General features: G+C 41.9%; 20 protein-coding genes. 8 read left to right on the forward strand and 12 right to left on the reverse strand.

Annotated features, from left to right (window positions below; all coding sequences use genetic code 11):
* Positions 1–2: 2 nt before the first annotated feature.
* The 3 genes from AC1DUD_RS25145 to AC1DUD_RS25155 all read right to left on the reverse strand — a co-directional run bounded on the left by AC1DUD_RS25145 (position 3) and on the right by AC1DUD_RS25155 (position 3953).
* Complete coding sequence (locus AC1DUD_RS25145) at positions 3–887, reverse strand: AraC family transcriptional regulator (protein WP_477379586.1); 885 nt, start codon at positions 885–887, stop codon at positions 3–5.
* 92 nt (positions 888–979) lie between these two features.
* A complete protein-coding gene (locus AC1DUD_RS25150; RefSeq protein ID WP_477379588.1) occupies positions 980–2737 on the reverse strand; it encodes an ATP-binding protein in 1758 nt (585 codons plus the stop codon).
* A 265-nt stretch (positions 2738–3002) separates the two neighbouring features.
* A complete protein-coding gene (locus AC1DUD_RS25155) occupies positions 3003–3953 on the reverse strand; it encodes an aldo/keto reductase (protein WP_477379590.1) in 951 nt (316 codons plus the stop codon).
* Between the two features lie 184 nt (positions 3954–4137).
* On the opposite strand from AC1DUD_RS25155, the gene hscA reads away from it, so the two are divergent.
* Genes hscA through AC1DUD_RS25175 form a run of 4 tightly spaced genes read left to right on the forward strand, consistent with a single transcriptional unit; the run spans position 4138 to position 7973 of the window.
* A complete protein-coding gene (hscA, locus tag AC1DUD_RS25160) occupies positions 4138–5994 on the forward strand; it encodes a Fe-S protein assembly chaperone HscA (RefSeq protein ID WP_477379592.1) in 1857 nt (618 codons plus the stop codon).
* Positions 5995–6031: 37 nt separating this feature from the next.
* Complete coding sequence (locus AC1DUD_RS25165) at positions 6032–7024, forward strand: hypothetical protein (protein ID WP_477379594.1); 993 nt, start codon at positions 6032–6034, stop codon at positions 7022–7024.
* 57 nt (positions 7025–7081) lie between these two features.
* Entirely contained in the window at positions 7082–7786 is a 705-nt protein-coding gene (locus AC1DUD_RS25170) for a hypothetical protein (RefSeq protein WP_477379596.1), read from the forward strand.
* A gap of 55 nt (positions 7787–7841) precedes the next feature.
* Entirely contained in the window at positions 7842–7973 is a 132-nt protein-coding gene (locus AC1DUD_RS25175) for a hypothetical protein (RefSeq protein WP_477379598.1), read from the forward strand.
* A 58-nt stretch (positions 7974–8031) separates the two neighbouring features.
* Here AC1DUD_RS25175 and AC1DUD_RS25180 read toward each other — a convergent pair whose 3' ends face one another.
* Positions 8032–8319: a hypothetical protein gene (locus AC1DUD_RS25180; RefSeq protein WP_477379600.1), complete on the reverse strand. Its 288-nt coding sequence runs from the start codon at positions 8317–8319 to the stop codon at positions 8032–8034.
* Between the two features lie 112 nt (positions 8320–8431).
* Here AC1DUD_RS25180 and AC1DUD_RS25185 point away from each other — a divergent pair, with 112 nt between their 5' ends.
* A complete protein-coding gene (locus AC1DUD_RS25185; RefSeq protein WP_477379602.1) occupies positions 8432–9574 on the forward strand; it encodes a tetratricopeptide repeat protein in 1143 nt (380 codons plus the stop codon).
* On the opposite strand, the gene AC1DUD_RS25190 is transcribed toward AC1DUD_RS25185, so the two are convergent.
* Both AC1DUD_RS25190 and AC1DUD_RS25195 read right to left on the reverse strand, forming a co-directional pair.
* Complete coding sequence (locus AC1DUD_RS25190; RefSeq protein ID WP_477379604.1) at positions 9571–10155, reverse strand: riboflavin synthase; 585 nt, start codon at positions 10153–10155, stop codon at positions 9571–9573. The two genes, AC1DUD_RS25185 and AC1DUD_RS25190, sit on opposite strands and share 4 nt — an antisense overlap.
* An 86-nt stretch (positions 10156–10241) precedes the next feature.
* A complete protein-coding gene (locus tag AC1DUD_RS25195) occupies positions 10242–10739 on the reverse strand; it encodes an SRPBCC family protein (RefSeq protein WP_477379606.1) in 498 nt (165 codons plus the stop codon).
* Between the two features lie 86 nt (positions 10740–10825).
* Here AC1DUD_RS25195 and AC1DUD_RS25200 point away from each other — a divergent pair, with 86 nt between their 5' ends.
* A complete protein-coding gene (locus AC1DUD_RS25200; protein ID WP_477379608.1) occupies positions 10826–11287 on the forward strand; it encodes an NUDIX hydrolase in 462 nt (153 codons plus the stop codon).
* Here the strand turns inward: AC1DUD_RS25200 and accC are convergent.
* The 6 genes from accC to AC1DUD_RS25230 form a co-directional block, all read right to left on the reverse strand.
* Positions 11284–12771, reverse strand: a complete 1488-nt coding sequence (gene accC, locus AC1DUD_RS25205) for an acetyl-CoA carboxylase biotin carboxylase subunit (protein ID WP_477379610.1) — start codon at positions 12769–12771, stop codon at positions 11284–11286. The genes AC1DUD_RS25200 and accC overlap by 4 nt on opposite strands.
* A gap of 595 nt (positions 12772–13366) precedes the next feature.
* Entirely contained in the window at positions 13367–13864 is a 498-nt protein-coding gene (locus tag AC1DUD_RS25210; RefSeq protein WP_477379612.1) for a c-type cytochrome, read from the reverse strand.
* 115 nt (positions 13865–13979) lie between these two features.
* Positions 13980–14822: an SDR family oxidoreductase gene (locus AC1DUD_RS25215; RefSeq protein ID WP_477379614.1), complete on the reverse strand. Its 843-nt coding sequence runs from the start codon at positions 14820–14822 to the stop codon at positions 13980–13982.
* A gap of 154 nt (positions 14823–14976) precedes the next feature.
* Entirely contained in the window at positions 14977–15969 is a 993-nt protein-coding gene (locus AC1DUD_RS25220; protein ID WP_477379616.1) for a Hint domain-containing protein, read from the reverse strand.
* Positions 15970–16087: 118 nt separating this feature from the next.
* Positions 16088–17257 carry a pyridoxal phosphate-dependent aminotransferase gene (locus tag AC1DUD_RS25225; RefSeq protein WP_477379618.1) on the reverse strand — a complete coding sequence of 390 codons (1170 nt, stop codon included), beginning with the start codon at positions 17255–17257 and terminating at the stop codon, positions 16088–16090.
* 35 nt (positions 17258–17292) lie between these two features.
* Positions 17293–18876, reverse strand: coding sequence for a flavin monoamine oxidase family protein (locus AC1DUD_RS25230; RefSeq protein ID WP_477379620.1), 1584 nt, complete (start codon positions 18874–18876; stop codon positions 17293–17295).
* 472 nt (positions 18877–19348) lie between these two features.
* On the opposite strand from AC1DUD_RS25230, the gene AC1DUD_RS25235 reads away from it, so the two are divergent.
* Together AC1DUD_RS25235 and AC1DUD_RS25240 are read left to right on the forward strand one after the other, a co-directional pair.
* Positions 19349–19705: a BlaI/MecI/CopY family transcriptional regulator gene (locus AC1DUD_RS25235; RefSeq protein WP_477379622.1), complete on the forward strand. Its 357-nt coding sequence runs from the start codon at positions 19349–19351 to the stop codon at positions 19703–19705.
* Positions 19706–19716: 11 nt separating this feature from the next.
* A complete protein-coding gene (locus AC1DUD_RS25240) occupies positions 19717–21573 on the forward strand; it encodes a M56 family metallopeptidase (RefSeq protein WP_477379624.1) in 1857 nt (618 codons plus the stop codon).
* The last annotated feature ends 70 nt before the right edge of the window (positions 21574–21643 follow it).

Genomic DNA, 21643 nt, shown 5'->3' on the forward strand with positions numbered 1-21643 from the left:
TATTATGATTTATTGTTTAAGGTTTTCTTTCTGAACTCTTCGGGGGTAATGCCTTCTATTTTTTTAAAGAACTTAGTGAAATAGGAATTGTCACTAAAATTAAGGTTAAAGGCAATTTCGCTTATGTTAAGCCTTGGATTGGTCAACAGCCTTTTGGCTTCAAGGAGCGTCCTGTTACGGATCACCTCCCCTGCCGACAGGCCAAGCACATCTTTACATACCGCATTTAAATGATTAGGGGTGATGTAAAGCAGCTCGGCATAATCCTTAGGGAGCTTTACATCAATATAGTGCTGTTCAATCAGTTTTTGAAAGTTACGGATCAGCGTTTGGTTATAACCTTGTTTTCCAAAGCTATCACTCTTGCCCTGGCAGCGGTTTACGAGGATAAAGATCTGCAGCATAAGCAGCTTTACCATATCGCTGCCTAAGGCGGCCGGCTTTTCAACCTCGGTTACTATTCTTTCAAAAAGGGAAATTATCGCAGGCAACTGATCGGCAGGCAAATCAATCACTTCATCTTTCGGGTTACCATTCAAAAAGTTAAAGTTGTCGAAATAACCTGACCGTAATAAAAACGACTGGATAAAAGAACTTGAAAAGTTAATGATGTAACCATCAACAAAGCCTTCAAATTCCCACGAATGCACTTGTCCCGGTACCATGAAATAAATTTGCCCGGGTTTTACGCCGAAGCTCTCAAAGTCAATGGTATGTGAACCACCGCCATCGGTAAACAATACCAGGTGATAAAAAGAATGGCGGTGCGGGAAGAAAAGGTTTTTATGGGCATCGAGATAAACAGCAAATCTGCTAATCAAAACATCATCCTGCTTTATATCATCAGCCAGTGTGCAAATATCAATTGTTGGAATGCTTTGTAACATGACGCAAAACTACACACAATAGCCCTGCCCTAAATGGTACTATTTTTATTTTGTATGGTACTAATCAACGATTAGTACTTTTTACTGACATATTACGTCCATTTCTGGATGATATCTTCCACGCGCTCAAAAGTAAAGGGTTTGCTTACAAAATCCTTCATACCTGCCTGAGCGCATTCGCGTTCATTTTCGCTAAGCACGTTGGCCGTCATGGCAATAATAGGCGGAGCACCATTTCCGTGCTTTTTTAATATATGCCGGGTGGCCTGTAAACCATCCATTTCGGGCATCTGGATATCCATAAATATCAGGTCATAGTTACACTGCTCAACCATATTTACAGCAGCCAGCCCATTTTCGGCAATATCAATACTATAGCCAACTTTTTTAAATATTTTACTGGCTATCAACTGGTTCATTTTATTGTCCTCGGCCAGTAAAATGCGTAAAGGCCGGTATTGAAACGCTTCTTTTTCGCCAGGTTGCATCTCCAGCTCAGCGGCGCTATAAGTTACCTGTAAGGGCAAGGTAAAACTAAACAATGAGCCCTCGGCTTCCTTACTCTCAACCCAGATCCTGCCCTGCATCATCTCAACAAGCTTTTTACAGATGGATAAACCCAGCCCAGTACCGCCATATTTACGTAAAGCGGTTGTATTTACCTGCGTAAATGGCTTAAATAATTGCGCTAAAGCTTCTTCACTTATTCCAATTCCGTCATCTTTCACACTGAAAGTTATTTCCTGGATATTATTCCTGATCTCGGATGCCGTAACCCGTAAGGTTACCGAACCTTCATCTGTAAACTTAATGGCGTTCCCTATTAAGTTAACCAGGATCTGCTGAAGCCGGCCCTGATCTGCTATAACATAGTCAGCTACACTATCATCAACCTGGTAAGTTAGCTTTAATGGTTTATGCAGCGTGGTGATTGCCGGTTCGGTGATTTCAATCACTGTTTTTATACAGTTACGCAAATGTGTCGACACCGGGTGAAGGATCAGCTTATCAGCTTCGATCTTTGAGATATCCAGGATATCGCTAATAATATTGATGAGCAGGTTACTGCTCGATTGCAAAGTTTGAAGCAGTTCCTGCTGCTCAGGCAGTAAACTGGTGCGGGAAAGCAACTGGGCAGTACCTATAATACCGTTGAGCGGCGTACGGATCTCGTGGCTCATGTTTGCCAAAAAGTTCGACTTGGCAAATGTAGCCGCCTCGGCCTGGTCACGTGAGGCCGAAAGTTCAATTTGCGAGGCCTGTAACTCTTCACTTTTACGGATCAGGTCGCGCTTGTCGGTTTCATGGCTTTTTTTAATAAAACCCACCAGAAGCCCAACAATTAAAATATTTGTTACTGCGGATGTGATCAGGTCAGATTCCTTTGCTGCAGAGCTATTATAAGGTTGTACTAACCCGGGGAACTGTTTTTCAACATAATAACAGCCTAAGAATATAACTATTAAAGCACCTATAAAAATATAATGGTATCTCTTCTTAACAAGCAGGGTGATCAATACAATAAAGAAAACTCCCGAAAGGGTTGTTGATCCGCCTATGCCGCCGTTGTAAAACCAACCCGGAACAATTGCTGCCAGGCCAAAGCAGATATAAATTACAGCAACATCCTCCTTGTACCTTACAAACCGGCTCCGGTAAAAAGCCCAGCCCGACATCAGGATCACAAAAAGCTGAACAAGCTCCAATTTGTAACTTAAGCCTAAAAACAAATTACAGATCAGCGAAAAAATGCTGCTGATACAAATGAATAACGTAAAGGCATTAAACAGCTTGTTTTCCAGCGACAAATCAGGCTTGCCGTAGCCAATAATCCGCTTCAGCTTTTCCATTTAAAATAAAAAATTAATTAGAGAGAACCCTTTATACTCAAAAACAGAGAGTTCTGTTTAGTAAATAAAGTATTTTTTAGGAAATGTTTAAAACTTTAGTGTTTAAAAAAAGCAAAAAGAAGGGCATTGTTGTTTAATAATTAAATTAAAAAAACGATATAATTATTAAGCAATGCAAAAGCAATTTTTAGCCTAACCAGGCAGCCAAAAACAAACAGCACGCCCTTCGATTGAAAAACGTGCTGTTAAAATTTTTAGCGGATATTTAATAAGCGCTGGCGGTATTGAGGGCTCCAATAGTTTCATCGCTCAGCTTCAAATTGGCAGCTGTGACAAACTCTTTAAGCTGATCAAGATTGGTGGCACTTACAATAGGTGCTGTTACACTTGGCCGTGCAATTAACCAAGCCAAAGCAATTGCCGACTGGCTTACGTTGTACTGAGCGGCAGTCTCGTCAAGCGCTTTTAAGATCTTAAAACCACGCTCATTAAGATACTTTTTAACCGAACGGGCCCGGCTGCGCCCCTGCAGGTCGCTTTCTGAACGGTATTTCCCACTCAAAAAGCCGCTGGCTAATGAAAAATAGTTAATCACACCAATATTTTTGTCCTTAAGAAAAGGCTCATAGGTGGTTTCGTATTTTTCCCTATCGAAAAGGTTATACTCCGGCTGCAGGGTTTGGTATGCGATGAGCCCCTTTTCAACGCTCGCCTTTAAAGACTCATGCAAACGCTCAACCGACATATTAGATGTGCCGATAGCACGAACTTTACCTTCCTGCACTAACTGATCGTAAGCGCGCAGGGTTTCTTCAACCGGTGTTGAAGGGTCATCATAATGGCTCTGATACAGGTCGATATAATCTGTCTGCAGTCTTTTCAACGAATCTTCGGCAGCTTTGATAATATAATCCTTTTTCAAACCCTTTCTTTCCGAATCCAACTCCGAACCCACTTTTGTAGCAATAATGACCTGATCGCGCTTGCCGCTTTGCTTTAACCAATTGCCTATCTCCGTTTCCGATTCTCCTCCTTTATTGCCTTCAACCCAGCGGGTATATACATCGGCGGTATCAATTGTATTAAAACCGGCATCTAAAAACGCATCCAGTAAAACAGCGGTATCATTGCCTTTAACAGTCCAGCCGAAAACATTACCGCCAAAAACCAGTGGCGCTGTATATAGTTCGGATTTGCCTAATTCACGCTTTTCCATAATAATTTATTTACGGTATTACAGGCATAAAGCAGCATTAAGCTTTATTTGTTTGTCAGCCTATTGAAATAAAGGCTTCTCCTATAATGATGTTACAAAATAGGCAAAACTTAATAAATTAGAGATTGAGAAGACATATCCTCAACCAAAACTAAGTACATTTGCCTTTTGTTAACTTAATATAATGGCTAAAGTTTCTATCAACCTGGCAACAGGCTCATTACAAAAAGAAGAGATCATTGTAGGCATCGATCTGGGTACTACCAATTCGCTGGTAGCATTCATCAACCCTGATAAAAATCCGCAGGTAATTAATGATGCCGGTAAAGGCGTGCTGGTACCTTCAGTAGTACATTTTGGTGATGCAGGTGATGTTTTAGTAGGTAATGAGGCAAAAGAGTTTCTGATAACCGATCCGCAAAACACCATATTTTCGGTTAAACGTTTACTGGGCCGCAGTTATCACGATATTGAAAATTATAAAGACTTTTTTAGCTATAAAGTAATTGATGACGATACCGAAAGCCTCGTTAAGATCAAAGTAGGCGATAAATTCTACACCCCTATTGAGCTGTCGGCACAGATCTTGAAAGAGCTTAAGGCCCGCGCCGAACATGCCCTTAAAACCCCGGTTAACCGTGCCGTGATCACCGTACCTGCTTACTTCAATGATTCGCAGCGCCAGGCCACCCGCGATGCAGGTAAACTTGCAGGACTCGATGTTTTACGCATAGTGAACGAACCTACAGCCGCAAGTTTGGCTTACGGAATAGGCTTAAACCCCGACGAAACAAAAACTATAGCCGTTTATGACCTTGGCGGTGGTACTTTTGATGTATCTATACTACAGATCCAAAACGGCATTTTTGAAGTACTATCAACCAATGGCGATACTTTTTTAGGCGGCGACGATTTTGACCGCATTATTGTTGATTACTGGATCGAGAAAAACCAGCTAAACAGGCCCGAAGTTTTGGCCAATAATGAATTAGCTCAACAACTGCGCTTAAAAGCGGAAGAAGCCAAGAAAGCCTTTGCTCACCAAAGCATGGTTAATGATAAAATAGGCGAGATCTGGTGTACGCTTGACCGCACCACTTTTGAAGAACTGATATTACCCAAAGTACAGCAAACTATCACCAGCTGCCAAAACGCACTTAAAGATGCTAAACTAACCATCGATCAGATTGATGAGGTGGTAATGGTTGGCGGTTCAACGCGTACAGCTTTAGTTAAACGTATGGTTGCTGAGTTCTTTGGCAGACCGGTACATGATGATGTAAACCCTGATGAGGTAGTTGCCTTAGGCGCTGCCATACAGGCCGATATTTTGGCCGGTAACCGTAAAGATATTTTATTGCTCGATGTTACCCCACTATCCTTGGGTATTGAAACTATGGGCGGTTTAATGGATGTGATCATCCCCCGCAACTCTAAAGTGCCAACTAAAGGCGGCAGGCAATATACTACATCCATAGATGGACAGGTGAACATGAAAATTGCCGTTTACCAGGGCGAGCGCGACCTGATCAAAGAAAACCGCAAACTGGCTGAATTTGATTTGAAAGGTATCCCTTCCATGCCGGCGGGTTTCCCTAAAGTTGATATCAACTTTTTGCTTAATGCCGATGGAATCCTTACCATACAGGCTATTGAGCTTCGTTCGGGCGTAAAACAGGAGGTTGAAGTAAAACCAACCTACGGCATTACCGACGAGCAGGTAGAACAAATGCTGATGGACAGCATTACCCACGCCAAGGACGATGTTAGCCAGCGAATGCTTATTGAGGCACGTACCGAAGGCGAGCAAATGGTTTATACCGTTGAACGCTTCCTGCAAAAAAATGCCGACTACGTGTCGATTACCGAAATAGCCGACACAACCAAACTGCTTCAGAAATTAAAAGACGCGCTAACCAGCGGCGATAAAGACCTGATATTGAAAAGCATTGATGAGGTTAACGAGTTTACCCGCCCCTTTGCCGAACGATTGATGGATCAGGCTATAAGCACAGCTATGCGGGGCAAGAGTATAGAATAGGCACAGATATTGCTCATCAACACAAAAATCTTAAAATTTGAAAAGGACAATATCTGCTTTAGCCCTGCTTATTTTTATTGCTGTAACTAATACGGCCTGTGCTGCAACCCGTAAGCATTTTCGCGATACTACTGCAAAAGCATCAATACTGGATACTTTAAAGTACGATTCATTGATGAAGAAAATCGCCAATGGCGATAAAAGCGGACGCTGGCCGGTGAAAACCAAAGAGTACCCTTTACCCGGTGCTATTTTACCGTTTAACCGCATTGTAGCTTTTTACGGCAACCTTTATTCGAAAAACATGGGCGTACTTGGTCAATACCCACGTAAAACCATGCTCAATAAATTAAAGGAAGAGGTTAAAAACTGGGAAAAGGCAGATACAGCTACCAGCGTGGTACCGGCCTTGCATTATATCTGTGTAACCGCCCAGGCTGATGCCGGACGCAACGGTCTGCATAACCTGCGAATGCCCTTTAAACAGATAGACACGGTAATAAGCTGGGCGAAAAGCATCAATGCCATTGTATTTTTAGATATACAGGTTGGCTTCAGTACGGTACAAACCGAGTTGCCTTTATTGGAAAAGTATTTAAAAATGCCTAACGTTCATTTCGGCATCGACCCGGAATTTTCGATGAAAGAAGGCAGCGTACCCGGCAAACGGATTGGTACTTTTGATGCTGATGATATCAATTATGTAACCGGCTATCTTGCTAAACTTGTAAAAAAGAATGACTTGCCACCCAAAATATTTGTAGTGCACCGCTTTACCAAACGAATGGTGACCAACTATAAGGATATTAAGCTAAGACCCGAAGTACAGGTAGTAATGGATATGGATGGCTGGGGCGGTCCGGAGCTTAAAAAAGGTACTTACAAATACTTCATTTCTGAAGAACCTGTTCAGTTTACAGGGTTTAAATTATTCTACAAAAACGATATCAAGAATGAGCCGCACAGGATGCTTACCCCTAAAGAAGTATTGAGCCTGAAGCCTGCTCCTATTTATATTCAGTACCAGTAAATATTTAACATTGAGATTAAACAAGTTTCATAGATTTAGCGCGACTACGCTTTATCCATGAAACTTGTACATAAATTCATTCCTGCCTTTTTCCTTATTATATTAGCAAGTATTTCATATGCTCAAAGTGGATTGCCGGCTGTTAACAACACGCTTAACAGGCAAAATATGGATCTGCAACTGGGAAATCAAACGCCCCTCGCCATGTGGGCGTTCTGGAGCAATAGTAATAAGAGCACCAATAATCCTGAATACACTTTTTTGGTGACCATGCTTAACGGAACTAAAAAGGAGGTCAAGTCCAGAATTTATGTAGATGCCTATGCACATAAAAGTTACCTGCTGTTTATTAATCAGTCATTATCCAAAGCAGATACAAACAGGGAACAGGTAATTTACCCCGAACAAACAATTGAAATAGCCCGGAATGTAACACCTCCGTCAACTAAAAAGCAAGCTGAAATTTTTTCGGCATCAAACTATTATGCAGGCATTGCTAAAGATAGCTGCTGGATGTTTAAGTTTATAAACGGGCATATCAATGCTTACTCGCTTTTAAGTGAGCCCGAAGGAAAAATGTTCAACCCCAAAACCATAATTGCCATTCAGCTTAACAATGGGCCAATTGTTCAATACAATGAGGAAAATCTGAGAGCAATGGTTGGCGATGATCTTGATGCCATTGAAAGCATCCAATGGAAAAATTATCTTCAGGCAATAAAAAGGTATAACCGGAATGCGGAAAGGGCTAAGAAGGAATAACTGGCGTTATAGTAAGCGCTTATCTTAGCTTTGCTTAATTTATTATATTGGTAGTATGGAATATCAGGAAGAAGAAATAGATTATGATGAGCAAATAGACCTTGCCGATGATGAAATAGCGGCCGGAGACTTTGTTAAACATGAAGACGTTGAAAAGCTATTCCAAAAAAGAAGGGAAAATCTTTGATTTGAATATCGATTCGGTAAAAGAAAAATCCCCGTTCCCGGGGATTTTTCTTTTTAACTTATTTCCCTAAAGCTTCCTGCTCTTTCAGGGCAGCAATATTGTTACTATCACTGTAGCTTGCGGTTTGATTGGCAAAGTCTTCGAGGATGGATGCTATGGTATCCAGGTTATCGGATACACGCTGGTGCATATCGGGCAGGTCCTTTTCAAGGCGTTTATCACCAAGATCAATATTATCTACTTCTATCTTAGCCAATTTGGTGATTATAGCCTGCTGGCTATTTTTCAGGTCTTCCAGTTCATGGACAATTTTCTCCATCAGTCCAAACTTCTTTAACTTATCCATAATATGTGGTTTTAATTATTACTATATAAGCCTAACCCCATTAATAAAAAATTGTTTCAGATTTGGAATTGTCATCGATAACTAATAACTTAGTTTAACTAAACATTTAGTTATGAAAAGCCTGTTTATAAGCCTGATCCTTACCTTATCAGTATTGAAATTACATGCCCAGCAAACCGCTAACGATTCGCTTCTGCTTGATTATTATCAAAACCAGCGTTTTGCAGATGCAGCCGATTATCTCAAAAAAACATATCCGGAACCGGTAACCGATCTTAAGATATTGTCAAAACTGGCCTATACTTCAAAAATGGCCTCCCGCCTGCCCGATGCTGAAAACTATTATGAACGCATTTATGCTACTGATACTACCAGCCTTACTAACCTGTATAATATGAGTGAGATCATTAAAAGGCGGGGAAATAATAAAAAGGCGTTGACATATGTAAAGAAGATCCTGCTGAAGGATACCACCAACTTTGATGTATATAAACAACTGGCAGACCTATCACAAAATATAGGTGATATAGGGGGAAACATCGTTTACCTGCAAAAAGCTAACAAAATCAATCCGCTTAACCCGGATGTGGCGTATGATCTATCGTCCTTTTACATCAACCTTAAATTATATGGCAATGCCGAAAATGTGATTGATAAAGCACTTGTTGCAGATACAGCCAATTTGTTGCTCCTGAAAGGTAAAGCACAGGCATCTTATGCATTAAAAAGATACCCGGTAACCATTGCCATCACCAAAAAGCTGATTGATGCTGGCGAACAGGCCGGCAGTATTGTATCTATGCTGGCTACTTCGTATTACATGACCGCCAACTATCCCGACTGTATCAAAACCTTCAAAACATTGGAAGACGGCAATACCGGCACCGAAGCTTCATATTACTACACGGCCATGAGCTACAAAGCCTTACATAACAATACCAAAGCGATCACTTATTTAGATAAAGCTATTGAAGAAGCCATATCTACCGGGGTAAGTTCCTACTACAGTGAAAAAGGTGATTCGTACGACCGCCTGCATCAGCTTAAGAGCGCAGTTGAAGCATACCAGAAAAGTTTACTATATAAACCGGACCCGATTACTTATTATGCCCTTGCTACGCTCTACGACACAGAACTGAAAAACAAAGCTACAGCCATCAAATACTATAAAAAATACCTGGCAAGCAAACCGAAGGATACCCAAAAAGCTTATATAGCCTACTCCAAAGAACGTATTAAATCCTTAGGGATTTAGCGCTGCATTAAACGGGCCACGTATTTGCCAATAATATCAAACTCAAGATTTACCTGGCTGCCAACCTTTACATTGTGCAGGTTGGTGTGCTCAAATGTGTATGGAATAATAGCTACAGAAAAACTATTAGCGTGTGAGTTAACCACAGTAAGGCTGATACCGTTTACACAGATAGATCCTTTTTCTACGGTTACATTGCCGCTTGCAGCATCGTATTCAAAGGTGTATTCCCAGCTGCCGTCAAGCTCTTTAAAGGCCGTGCAAACAGCCACCTGGTCAACATGGCCCTGAACAATATGGCCATCAAGCCGGGCGTTCATTTGCATGCAGCGTTCCAGGTTTACCGTGTGGCCAACTTTGAGCTGAGCAAGGTTTGTTTTATTGAGGGTTTCTTCGATGGCGGTTACTACGTGCAAACCGTCGGCTAAAGCTACTACTGTAAGGCAAACACCATTGTGTGCAACCGACTGGTCAATCTTGAGCTCATGCGATATAGCCGACTCGACAGTAATATTAAGGTTGCCTTTTTCCTGCTGCAGATCGGTGATCTTACCTAAAGTTTCTATAATTCCTGTAAACATATACCTTCCGGCCCATTTAAAGGGCTATTTTGATTGCCATCAAAGCTAAAATATTTTACAGTATGGTTTGTCAGCAGGAAATGAAATTATTTGAAACTCGAGAACAAATCTTTACGCTTATTGCGAAGGTCTTTACCGCCTTCCAATACCGATTTCAGGTTGGCTAAATAAAACGTCCACCCAAGCTGGCATTGTACGTAAAGGTTTTTTTCCGGATCAGCTTCTTCAGGAATATTTTCCTGTACCAGCTCAACAACCACCACGCCTAATTTACAGGCTATGGAAACACTCACGATAGTACCACCTGTGAAAGTAAATTTTACAAAATCGGATCCATTGGCTTCCAGTACCTGGCCGTTCTCAACAATGGTATCGTCAAAACCATGCCAATGCCAGGTATAAGTATCTTCCTTTTTGATAAACTCCTGCGGTTCGCGCTGGCGGCCGGCTATGGCAAAAAAATCGGCCTTGCGTAAAAACCAGGTTTCAAGGCCTTCGGGCGTAGCCCAGGCTTCGTACATGCTGCGTACGTCAATGTCAACATCAGCTGTTACCTTAAACTTGCTCCATCTGTCGTCTGCCATAATAATTGTATATAGGTTTGGGGTGTTTATATCAAAAATAACAATTATAATTAAGGCTTTCATTAACTTGCCTTTAAATCTTAAACATGCCAAAGCAAAGCGCGGGGATCCTATTGTATCGAAAAACTGTTCAGGGCTTACAAGTGTTTCTTGTACATCCGGGCGGCCCCTTCTTTAAAAATAGAGATGATGGCTCATGGTCAATCCCCAAAGGCGAATACCTGCTGGACGAGGATCCTCTAACAGCCGCCAAACGTGAGTTTCAGGAAGAAACCGGGCATGAAATAACCGGAGATTTTACAACGTTAAACCCCATTAAGCAAAAAGGCGGCAAAACGGTACAGGCCTGGGCTGTTGAGGGCAATATCGACGCGGAAAATATCAGTAGCAATACTTTTGAAATAGAATGGCCGCCGCGCTCGGGCAAAAAACAAACTTTTGAAGAAATTGACCGTGGTGCCTGGTTTGATATAGCCATAGCAAAAAGAAAGATCAACCCGGCACAGGCAGCGCTAATAGGTGAACTCGCTGCAATGAATAATCATTAAATCTGCTTCCTGTTTTTAATCCAGTTACTTGAATTATCTGTTGTTTCGGCTGGTGTGGCTATTGAAACCTTTTTTGTACCTAAAAGCTTTTCCATCACTATTGCTGCTACCATAGCTTCGTCCTCATAACTTTCCTGAAGCACTTCGGGCGTAAAATATTTTTTCACAAAATGGGTGTCAAAATTGCCAGAAGTAAAAGCTTCGTGCCGCATTACAAAGCGCCCGAAACCCAGGGTAGTTGTGATACCGGTGATCTTATATTCATCAATAGCCCTTACCATGCGGTCAATAGCTTCAGCACGGGTATCCGCGTAGGTTATCAGCTTGGCTATCATTGGGTCATAATAAATAGGGATTTCCATGCCTTGTTCAAAACCATCGTCAACACGTACACCGGGCCCTTTGGGGGTTATATACGTTTGCAGGGTACCGATATCCGGTAAAAAATTATTGGCCGGGTCTTCGGCATAAACACGTAGTTCAACAGCGTGCCCACGCATCTTTAAATCTTCCTGTTTAAAACTGATTGCTTCGCCCCGCGCTATTTTGATCTGTTCCTTTACCAGGTCAATACCGGTTATCAGCTCAGTTACAGGGTGCTCAACCTGTAAACGGGTGTTCATCTCCAGGAAATAAAAATTAAGCGTCTCGTCCATGATAAACTCGACAGTACCTGCACCTGTGTAATTAACAGATCGGGCCACGTCAACCGCGCAGCGCCCCATCTTTTCCCTGATCTCCGGGGTTAATATTGCAGACGGCGCTTCCTCTATCACTTTTTGATGACGACGTTGCACCGAGCAGTCACGCTCAAACAAATGCACTATATTACCATGTGTATCACCAAGTACCTGGATCTCAATATGCTTAGGAGATGAAACATATCGCTCAATAAAAACAGAACCGTCGCCAAAAGCAGATGTAGCTTCAGAAACAGCCAGCTGCATCTGCTCCTCAAAATCTTCAGGGCTGTCAACAATACGCATCCCTTTACCGCCACCGCCTGCAGCGGCTTTTATCAATATTGGGAAGCCTACTTCAATTGCCCGGTTTTTAGCTTCATTAACATCGGTAATAGCTTCCTCCGTTCCGGGCACCATCGGGATATTATATTTAAGTGCCGCAGCTTTAGCAGATAACTTGTTGCCCATCACTTCCATTGCCTCCGGCGAAGGACCAATAAGAGTAAGCCCCGACTCTCTGACCAACCGGGCAAAAGCAGCGTTTTCGCTTAAAAATCCATAGCCAGGGTGGATACCCTCGGCTCCTGTTTGTTTACAGGCAGCAATGATCTTTTCACCGACAAGATAAGATTTACTGGAGGGGGCTTCGCCGATATTAACTGCTTCGTCAGCATAACGCACATGTAAGGCATCCCGGTCTGCATCTGAATAAACAGCAACGGTTTTGATACCCATTTCGCGCGCCGAGCGCATAATTCGCAAAGCTATTTCACCACGGTTGGCAACCAGTATTTTCTGCATAAAACAAATGTAATTGATTTACCCAAAAAGTTACTACATGCCAAGTGTTTATAAACCTCAAGGATATTATTTAGGAACCCACCTATAGGTTCTGCGGGAACATTTGTAACAGATATATTTTTTAAAAGGTAAACCAAACAGAAAAAATTTGGCCAGATCACTCCGTTTGATCCGGCTTAGCTGGGTTTTGCAATTCCGGCAAGTTAATTCGCCCGAATTTGTTGATGTATTAGCTGGCGCCTGTGGCTTGATCTTAAACTCCGCAGTCATGTGTTAATTATGATAATTATTATAAGGTTATAACAATTAACTCGTCAGCTTTATACCTAAAATAAACTTGCAGAGCCGATAGTAACTCAACACGTAAACTTTTTAATAGAAAACCAACCAATTATTGTATGTATAAAAATAGTTACAAAGCATGAATTTTTCATGAACTCAGTTTAAAATTATTCCCAAAAAGAATACACGCTCAACGGTTGAGCATGCAATTTTCATAAAAAAGGATAAAATATATTGGATAATAACTCTTATAAAACAAAATGCCCCTGGTTTTACCAAAGGCATTTATTTATAATATATCTTGCTTTATCAGTTATGGTTTGGTTGGCGCAGGGCTACCCGGCGGCGGACCAGGCTGACCACCCGGACCAGAACCCATTCCCGGAGCTCCGGGACCTTTTCCATCTGGTACCGTCACTTCAGGATGAGCTGTGCCACGGTGACAGGTATTACAGTTAACACCACTTTGCATGATCATGCCCAAAGAATCCTTTTTGGCGTGAAAATACTTCTGGTTAATCTTGTTCATCATTTTATACATGTYGCGTGCCATCTGTTTTTCAGGCTTTGCGTCGCTTGCCCAATCCATCTTTTTAGTTTCCTCGTTACGGGCATGGCAAAAATTGCAATGTACCCCCAATGAGTGCTCCCAATCTTCCATAACTTTATGCAAGTTCTCGCCAGAAATGTTTTTTGGCAATACTTTAAGGTTCTTAAAACCCTCATCCTGTGGTTTAATGTTGGTCATGGCGCCGAATACCACTATGGATAGCAGGCCGAGCGTAACTAATAATTTTTTGTTAACAGGCATAATTGTCATGTTTAAGTCATCTAAATTAACTTATTGATTTTAATGTTGCAACATTTTTAAGCAAATGATTGAATTATTCACGGTAAATTCATAATTGCCCAATGGCCTGTAAAACTTAAACCATTGATTTACTGATCAGTTTCTCACTTATCCGCCAGAGTTTTTCCTGCGCAGCATCGTCTTGTACTATAGCAGCTGTTTTAGCAACCTTTTTCTTTTTAAAATAGCGGCCATTAAATTGATCAAGCCGGGGCGCCGTTGCAAGATATATGGATGTTTCAGCGCCCTGTTCAGATGTGATCATAAACGGCCGGGCCAGTTTCATCATTATCTTTTCAAAACCCTTAAGTTTATCAGCAAAGCCACTGTTTACAACGCCGGGATGCAGGGAAAAAGCCAGGATCCCCTTATCACCAAACTTTTGTGCAAGCGCCTGTGCAAAGTAAACATTGAAAAGCTTAGCCATACCGTAAGCTTTAACAGACGAGTATTTTTGTGCCGATTGCAGGTCATCAAAATTGGGTTTTCCTAATTTATGCCCTTCAGAACTTACATTGATAATACGCGCTTGTCCGCGCTCAAGTAATGGTATCAAACTGGTAGTTAACAAAAAATGTCCGAGATGATTGGTGGCGAATGTCATTTCAAACCCATCCTTACTTACCTGCCTTTCACTAAAACCAGCTCCGGCATTATTAATAAGAATATTGATAGCCATCAGCTTTTGCGAGAGTTCGGCCGCAGCCTCACTAACACTTTGCAAATCGGCCAGATCGCATTTGATTACATAAATATGCTTATTGCCGGTTTGTGTAGTGATCTCCTGCTTAACCGCTTCGCCTTTAATAATGTTACGAACCAGCAGGTAAACCGCGTGATCCTGTGCAGCAAGCGCCATCGCAGTTGCTTTCCCAATGCCGGAGGTAGCCCCCGTGATAACTGTTGTTTTTATAGGCATAAATCTTTATGCAGGAGATATAGATGAGCAAGATACCAATTTCTGTTGCATACGTGCCTGGGTAATGGAGTTTTTACTTTGGTCTTATCGCCCTCGTCCAAACTTACGAAGTTTTAAAAACTTCGTAAGTTTTAGCTGAAGATCATAAAGCAGGTTACTTCTGCATCACCATTACTCCATTCATCAGTAATGTACTGCCGCCATCGGCAACAATATTATATACTTTTTGCACACCACCGGCATGTTCTGTTTTTTGCAATACGGTAAAAGCCTCATATTTACCTGTCTGTTCATTAAGGCAAAGCACCTCCTGCCCGGTTGCTACCTCTCCTATTTTAATATTACCCTGTTTGGTTAACATAGGATGATTGGGTGTAGCCTGTAAAACTTTGCTATTCAGTTTAACTTCTTTACCTTCTTTTGTATTCTTCGTTTTGGCTGATACCAGCACCAGTTGGGTTATAGCATAGTTTTTAGCCTCATGAGTGGTTAATTCTTTCACCTTAACTACCATATTCTTTTTAGTAGCCGGATCAACCGAAATCACCTCATCACCGCTTTTCACAGCTTTCAGCATCTTGTTATCGCCATTAGCCATGGTTACAAGTTCTTCACCGGGGAAACATATATCATTGCCATAGGTAGCTGCTTCCTCTTTCAGGTCCTTGCCACCATTAAGTACCTTATACTGCTGAAAGCTGACTTCTTTTGACAGTACATAAGATAGTTTTAGGATAAAATTCTGCTCCACTTTATTGATGTTGTCAATATCCTGGAAATACTGTTCCCAAACCTTCGCATCGGCGGTAAAATCAGGAACAAGGGCTTTATACAGCTTGCCCTTTTCGTTGGTATAAAATACCATCAGGCCTATTTCCTGCATACCTTCTTTGGCTATCAGTTTGTACAGGTCGATGCGTTTCTTTAACCCGTCAGCTCCGGTTATAAAATAGGGCTTACGGCTTTCGTAACGATCCAATACATAAGCATTTTCAAACTTAACGTAGGTATCGTTATCCAAATTGGCAATAGTGAAAGCCTGTGCCTTTTTATACTCATCCATAGTGAGCGGACGAGGGTTTACTGTTTGCCCCTTGGCAAAATAAAGAGACGAAGTTAGTAGTAGTGTTAATGTGAGTTTTCTCATTTTAGAAAAGATTCAAGATATCAGGAGTCAAGAGTCAAGAAGTTAGCACAATTTTTAAGGTCAGGAGCGAGAAGCTTTCCTTCTTATCTCCTGACTCTTGATTTCGTGCTTCTTCAACTTAAGATAACTGTTTAAACGCGTCTGCAAAGGCTTCCATTTCGTCCATGCGACCAATACTTACGCGGCACCAGTCTTTACCGTTAAATTGCCAGTTACGAACGCCGACGCCGCGCTTCATCATTTCGCCGACAAATTTTTTGCCGTCCATTTTAAGCGGGAACATCACAAAATTTGCCGACGAGGGGATGTATTCATAACCTTCTTTTTTAAGTACAGCATATAAATACTCTTTTGAAGCCAGCGTTTTTTGTAAAGCATCTTTCAAAAATGCCTCCTCACGATAACCGGCTATGGCAGCGGCGAGTGTGGTAGCACTGATACTCCATGATTGGGTGGTATATTTTTCAAATGTTTTGATGGTATCAGGCTGAGATATAATATACCCAAGCCTTAGCCCTGCAAAACCGTAGAGTTTTGAAAAGGTACGTGCAACTATCACATTATTGCCCGCTTTGATAGAGCTGATCATACTTGCGGCCTGTGGGTCGGGCAGATAATCGATATAAGCCTCGTCAACAAAAACGGTTGTTTTTTTTGATACACGCTCGCAAAAAGCCTTTAACTTTTCGGTATCAACAACAGTAGCAGTTGGGTTATTAGGGTTGCAGATATAAACTAAACCAGTGTTATCATCAACCCTAGCTTCCATGGCATCAAGATCAAGCTTATAATCTGCAGTAAGGGGTACTTTTACCCATTTTCCTTCAAGCTCCTGTGCCCTGCCTGGTAGGTCATCGTATGAAGGGTCGCCTGTGATCACGCTTTTACCTCCTTTAGTAAAATGCATGGCAGCGGCAAGCAAAAGCGGAGTTGAACCCGCGTCCATCAGTATATTATTTGATTTCACGCCTTCATACGCGGCAATTTTGCCGTAGATCTGTGATAGCTGCATAAAGGGGTACTGATAACTTTTATCAATGGCATCCTGAATGGCTTTTTTTACTGTAGCCGATGGGCCGAAGGGGTTTTCGTTGGCCAGCAGCCTGGCTTTTAGGTCAAAGCCGGCATTGGTAACAGCTTCCTGGTCGGTTATACTGCGGGATAATGGTTTAAATACACGTGCGGGCATGGCAGCCAGCTTACCAATTGTTCCTGAAAAGAAGGCCAGTCCTCCGGCCATAAATGCGCTGGATTTTATCCAGTTTCTGCGGTTAATTGTACTTGACATGGTGGTGGTATTTAATGCTTTTTCTATACGTTGCTTTATTTTTGAATAGGATATTGCTCACGCTGCCCGGTAACCCTTGCATGTACGGCAGCAACTGTACTCCTGGCCGATTCAAATGCCCCGGCCATCCAGGCATTGAGGTATGTTAAATGCTCGCCTGCAAAATATACCTGCTTATCGGGTTTTAATAGTACCGGGTATTGTGTCTTACGGGTTTCGGTAGTGTACACCGCCCATCCGCCTAAATTATATTTGGTTTTATGCCAGCTTACCGAAAACGAGTTTTCAAACTCTTTGTCATACTGCGGGTGGATGAGCCTGCCTTTTTCCAGCGCGAACTTCTCCCTTTCGGCGTAACCTAAAGCGCCGATCTTCTGCGCTTTTTCGTTAAAGTTATAATATCCAATCAAGATACCTTTTTTTCCTAAATAATCATAGGATGGATAAAAAATCTGCGTTAAATCATTGTTAGTGTGCGTTATACCACCATATATATGCTCATCCTCTTCCCAAAACCTGCGTTTAAACTGCAGGCCGATCTTCCCGGTTTGGTTATAGCTGATATAATCAATAGCGCGACTAACATCACCACTAAAATTATTGCTGATATTACTCAAAACTGGCAACGGGATGGTACAGATGCAGAGATCGCCATTTAATACATGCTCGCCTGTGGCATCTTTATAAGTAATCTTAACTCCATCGGCTACATTATTAATAGCGGTCACCTCCGCTCCCATTTTTATGGATGGTGCTACCTTTTTTTCCAAAGCTTTGGCTATCTGATCCATACCACCAACGGCCTGGAACATGGTCATCTGTAGCTCGTAAGTATATTCGGCTACATTATAAAAATCGGGATCCATCAAACCCGAATGCAGCAGTTCGGCCAGTTTATGCGGATCGGCTATTTTGCCGGGTTTGTCGCCGGCACCAGGGCCTTCGGTGTAGCCACGGCGTGCCGATGCTTTGTAAAGTTTGTCGATATCCAGACCTCCTTCGGCTTGCAGGTATTCGATGATCTTTTCACCATCCTCTTTGGTAAAGCTGCTGTCGAGGCCACCATGGTCAATACTTTTAGCCAGCATTTCGGTCATGTAACCGCGGATATCATTATGAACCTCCCTAACCTTTATCTTTTTGTTTGATAAAGGCCCTTTACCTTCGGCAAAGTAATAAGCGCCTTCGTTTACGTTATTATAAACCTGGATAGGCACACTCAGTTCCTTGCAATAATGCAGCGTAAGTTCATGATTGTGCGGAATGCGCGAAGGGCCAGCATTGAAATATTGCCCGGCATCAAAATGGGCGGTAGCAGTTGGCTTATCAACTTCAGTATTGGTGCTGCCGTTGCGGATACTGAAGCAGCGTCCACCGGTGCGCTGCCGCGCCTCCAGAATGGTGCACTGGTAGCCGAGTTTACCAAGCTCATAGGCGCTGGCCATACCGGCCAAACCGCCTCCTAAAATAATAATGTGTTTGCCTTTGCCGCTGCCTTCAAGATTAAAGGCATGTGCCGGCGATGGTTTTAGTAAGCCAAGGGCAAGCATGGCAGGATATGCCCCGCCAGCCAGCATGGCCCCTTTACCTAAAAAGTCCCTGCGGGTAATAGTTTTCAATAAGCGCGTATTTATGTTTTACAATCAACTCAGCCCTAAATATAACTTTTTCTTTGAATGGTATATTAAGGCAAAATCAACTTTTATTGGTGTTTATATAAAATTAACAGGATTTTTTAAGCGGCTAATGGATTTATGTTAAGATATGGTGGTGATTAGAGGTTAGGTTGTTTGGATTTTTTTTTAGCACGCAAAGACGCAGAGGCGCTAAGAAGAAAAACTTTGCGGCTTAGCGCCTCTGCGTGAATTGCTATCCGCAGTTATTTGTCTGAACTCGATTTTTTGGAATTAAGGAATTAACAGAATACTTAGCAAATTTGATAAATTCTTAAAATTCGCTTTATTCGAGTTCAGACAAACCTAACCTGTAATCTCCAACCTCTAACCTCCAATGTTAAATTCTGTTAAAAACTAAAAATAAATTTGCTTTACTACGAATAGTTCGTAGATTTACGAAACAATCGTAAATACAATGGAAAAATTATCGCAACAAGAGGAAGAAGCAATGCAGGCGGTGTGGCAATCAGGTGCCGGATTCATTAAGGATTTTTTAGATCAGTTGGTTGAACCGAAGCCCCCTTATACTACCCTTGCCTCTACCATAAAAAACCTGGAGCGCAAAGGATTTTTAAAAAGTGAAAAATTAGGCAACTCGTTCCGTTACTTGCCAGTGATACAGGAAGAGGAATATAAAAAACGCTTTATGAGCGGTTTTGTAAGCAACTACTTCCAAAACTCCTATAAAGATTTGGTAACGTTTTTTGCCAACGAAAAAAAGATCAGCGCTACCGACCTGAAAGAGATCATTAAACTCATTGAAAAACAATAAACCTCACGATCATGCCGGCTACATTTGTTTTTTTATTAAAAGTTAACATAGCCCTGTTGTTGTTTTGTGCGGGCTATTACCTGGTGCTGAGGCCCCTCACCTTTTATACACTTAACCGGATCTATTTGCTTGCAGCCATCTTGTTTGCAAGCATTTACCCGCAAATCAATTTCTCGGCCTTTGTACAGCGGCACGAAGAACTTGTTAAACCTATCCAGCAGATCGCCATTAACTGGCAATCGACGGCACAACTGGTTAACCAGCCTGCCCAGGCTATTGATTATTGGTACTGGCTGAGTGTTATTTTCTGGACAGGTGCCGGTTTGCTATTCATCCGCCTGGCTTTACAGCTTTTATCCTTGTTACGATTGTATAAAAACTCACAACCTCAATACATAGGCGAACATTTAGTTAGGGTAATGGACAAAGATGCGGCACCATTTTCTTTTTGGCGAAGCATTTATGTAAACCCGGCCAAACATGAACCTGCCGATCTCAAATCAATCCTGCTGCATGAACAGGTGCACGTGAACCAATGGCATACTGCTGATATTTTGTTAGCTGAACTAAGCAGTATCTTTTATTGGTTTAACCCCGGCATCTGGCTTATTAAAAGGGCGGTAAGGGAAAACATTGAGTTTATCACCGACCGCAAAATCCTTAAAAACGGTGTGGACAGTAAAACTTACCAATACAGTTTGGTGAACGTGAGCTTTAGCAACACTCAACCCGGCATTGTAAACCATTTCAATATTTCAACTATAAAAAAACGGATAATCATGATGAACGCGAAAAGATCGTCGAAACTTAACCTCACCCGCTACGCTTTCGTAGTGCCGGCCGTAATGGCCCTGTTACTGGTATTCAGCATTTCAAAAGCTGATTTTGCCAAACCCGTGAGGATCACCCTTGCCAATGCAGTGCAGCCGTTGGCCAGGATCATTAACATCAACCCCGACGAGGTTGTTAAACAAGCCACCAAAACCGCCAAAACTCCAAAAGCGGCTTTAAAAACTAAGTCTACTAAAGCTGCAATTACTCTTGCACCGATAGTACTTCCAAAAGTAGCATTAGCTCCGCTTACCCCTGCTGCTGCATTAACCGCGTTAAATGACACCAGCAAAAAGCTCAGGATAATAAGCGACGTTAAAAAAGATTCATTGGTATTTGTTGTAAATGGCGTGGTATCTACCGGTAAAAACCTCGACCCAACAAAAATCGAAAACATGTATATCCTGACAGGTGATAACGCACGGAAGTTTGCAAAAACTGAAGAGGACATGCCAGTTAAAGTGGCTTACATAATTACTAAAGACGCCCCCAATAAGGATGAGCTCGAGAAAAACGTCCCCAGCATTGTTTTTAAAAAAGTTAGTACCAATCTAAACGGCTATACTGTACTTAATGACAATATTAATGTAGTAACTGTTGCTCCGGTTACTAAAAACGTTGATGTGAAGAATATTAAAAGCGTTGTTGTAGTGAAAGCGCTCAGCAGCACGGCAAGTAGCAGCAATAGTAGTACAGTAACTATTAATGGTGTAAAAGCAAAACCGACAACTATGTCGTACAGCATAACATCCGACGATGATGATGTAGTAGCCAGAGGCGGTGATGTTGTTGTTACCGGTTACGGCAAAAAAGCAAATGTCAAGGCAATCAAGGTGAATGGATTGAGTATTGTAACTAATGGCGGTAAAGACCCGCTGGTGATTATAGATGGCAAAAACAGCACAATGGATGCACTCAAAAAGTTGGATTCTGATAAAGTGGAAAGCATTTCCATACTCAAAGGCGATGATGCCACAAAAAAATATGGCGATAAAGCTAAAGACGGTGTAGTTGTTATAGGCACCCGTAAAAAGTAATTGGTTGATTAGGTTGGATTATGTGAGTAGTTTTATTTCAGTAAGATCAGTTAATTGTTAAATAGAAATA

Source organism: Mucilaginibacter sp. P4_A11 (assembly GCF_056402535.1).

Coding starts and splice junctions, on each gene's coding strand:
- AC1DUD_RS25145 (WP_477379586.1), bottom strand. CDS start 887: ATGTTACAAAGCATTCCAACAATTGATATTTGCACACTGGCTGATGAT.
- AC1DUD_RS25150 (WP_477379588.1), bottom strand. CDS start 2,737: ATGGAAAAGCTGAAGCGGATTATTGGCTACGGCAAGCCTGATTTGTCG.
- AC1DUD_RS25155 (WP_477379590.1), bottom strand. CDS start 3,953: ATGGAAAAGCGTGAATTAGGCAAATCCGAACTATATACAGCGCCACTG.
- hscA (WP_477379592.1), top strand. CDS start 4,138: ATGGCTAAAGTTTCTATCAACCTGGCAACAGGCTCATTACAAAAAGAA.
- AC1DUD_RS25170 (WP_477379596.1), top strand. CDS start 7,082: ATGAAACTTGTACATAAATTCATTCCTGCCTTTTTCCTTATTATATTA.
- AC1DUD_RS25175 (WP_477379598.1), top strand. CDS start 7,842: ATGGAATATCAGGAAGAAGAAATAGATTATGATGAGCAAATAGACCTT.
- AC1DUD_RS25180 (WP_477379600.1), bottom strand. CDS start 8,319: ATGGATAAGTTAAAGAAGTTTGGACTGATGGAGAAAATTGTCCATGAA.
- AC1DUD_RS25185 (WP_477379602.1), top strand. CDS start 8,432: ATGAAAAGCCTGTTTATAAGCCTGATCCTTACCTTATCAGTATTGAAA.
- AC1DUD_RS25190 (WP_477379604.1), bottom strand. CDS start 10,155: ATGTTTACAGGAATTATAGAAACTTTAGGTAAGATCACCGATCTGCAG.
- AC1DUD_RS25195 (WP_477379606.1), bottom strand. CDS start 10,739: ATGGCAGACGACAGATGGAGCAAGTTTAAGGTAACAGCTGATGTTGAC.
- AC1DUD_RS25200 (WP_477379608.1), top strand. CDS start 10,826: ATGCCAAAGCAAAGCGCGGGGATCCTATTGTATCGAAAAACTGTTCAG.
- accC (WP_477379610.1), bottom strand. CDS start 12,771: ATGCAGAAAATACTGGTTGCCAACCGTGGTGAAATAGCTTTGCGAATT.
- AC1DUD_RS25215 (WP_477379614.1), bottom strand. CDS start 14,822: ATGCCTATAAAAACAACAGTTATCACGGGGGCTACCTCCGGCATTGGG.
- AC1DUD_RS25220 (WP_477379616.1), bottom strand. CDS start 15,969: ATGAGAAAACTCACATTAACACTACTACTAACTTCGTCTCTTTATTTT.
- AC1DUD_RS25225 (WP_477379618.1), bottom strand. CDS start 17,257: ATGTCAAGTACAATTAACCGCAGAAACTGGATAAAATCCAGCGCATTT.
- AC1DUD_RS25235 (WP_477379622.1), top strand. CDS start 19,349: ATGGAAAAATTATCGCAACAAGAGGAAGAAGCAATGCAGGCGGTGTGG.
- AC1DUD_RS25240 (WP_477379624.1), top strand. CDS start 19,717: ATGCCGGCTACATTTGTTTTTTTATTAAAAGTTAACATAGCCCTGTTG.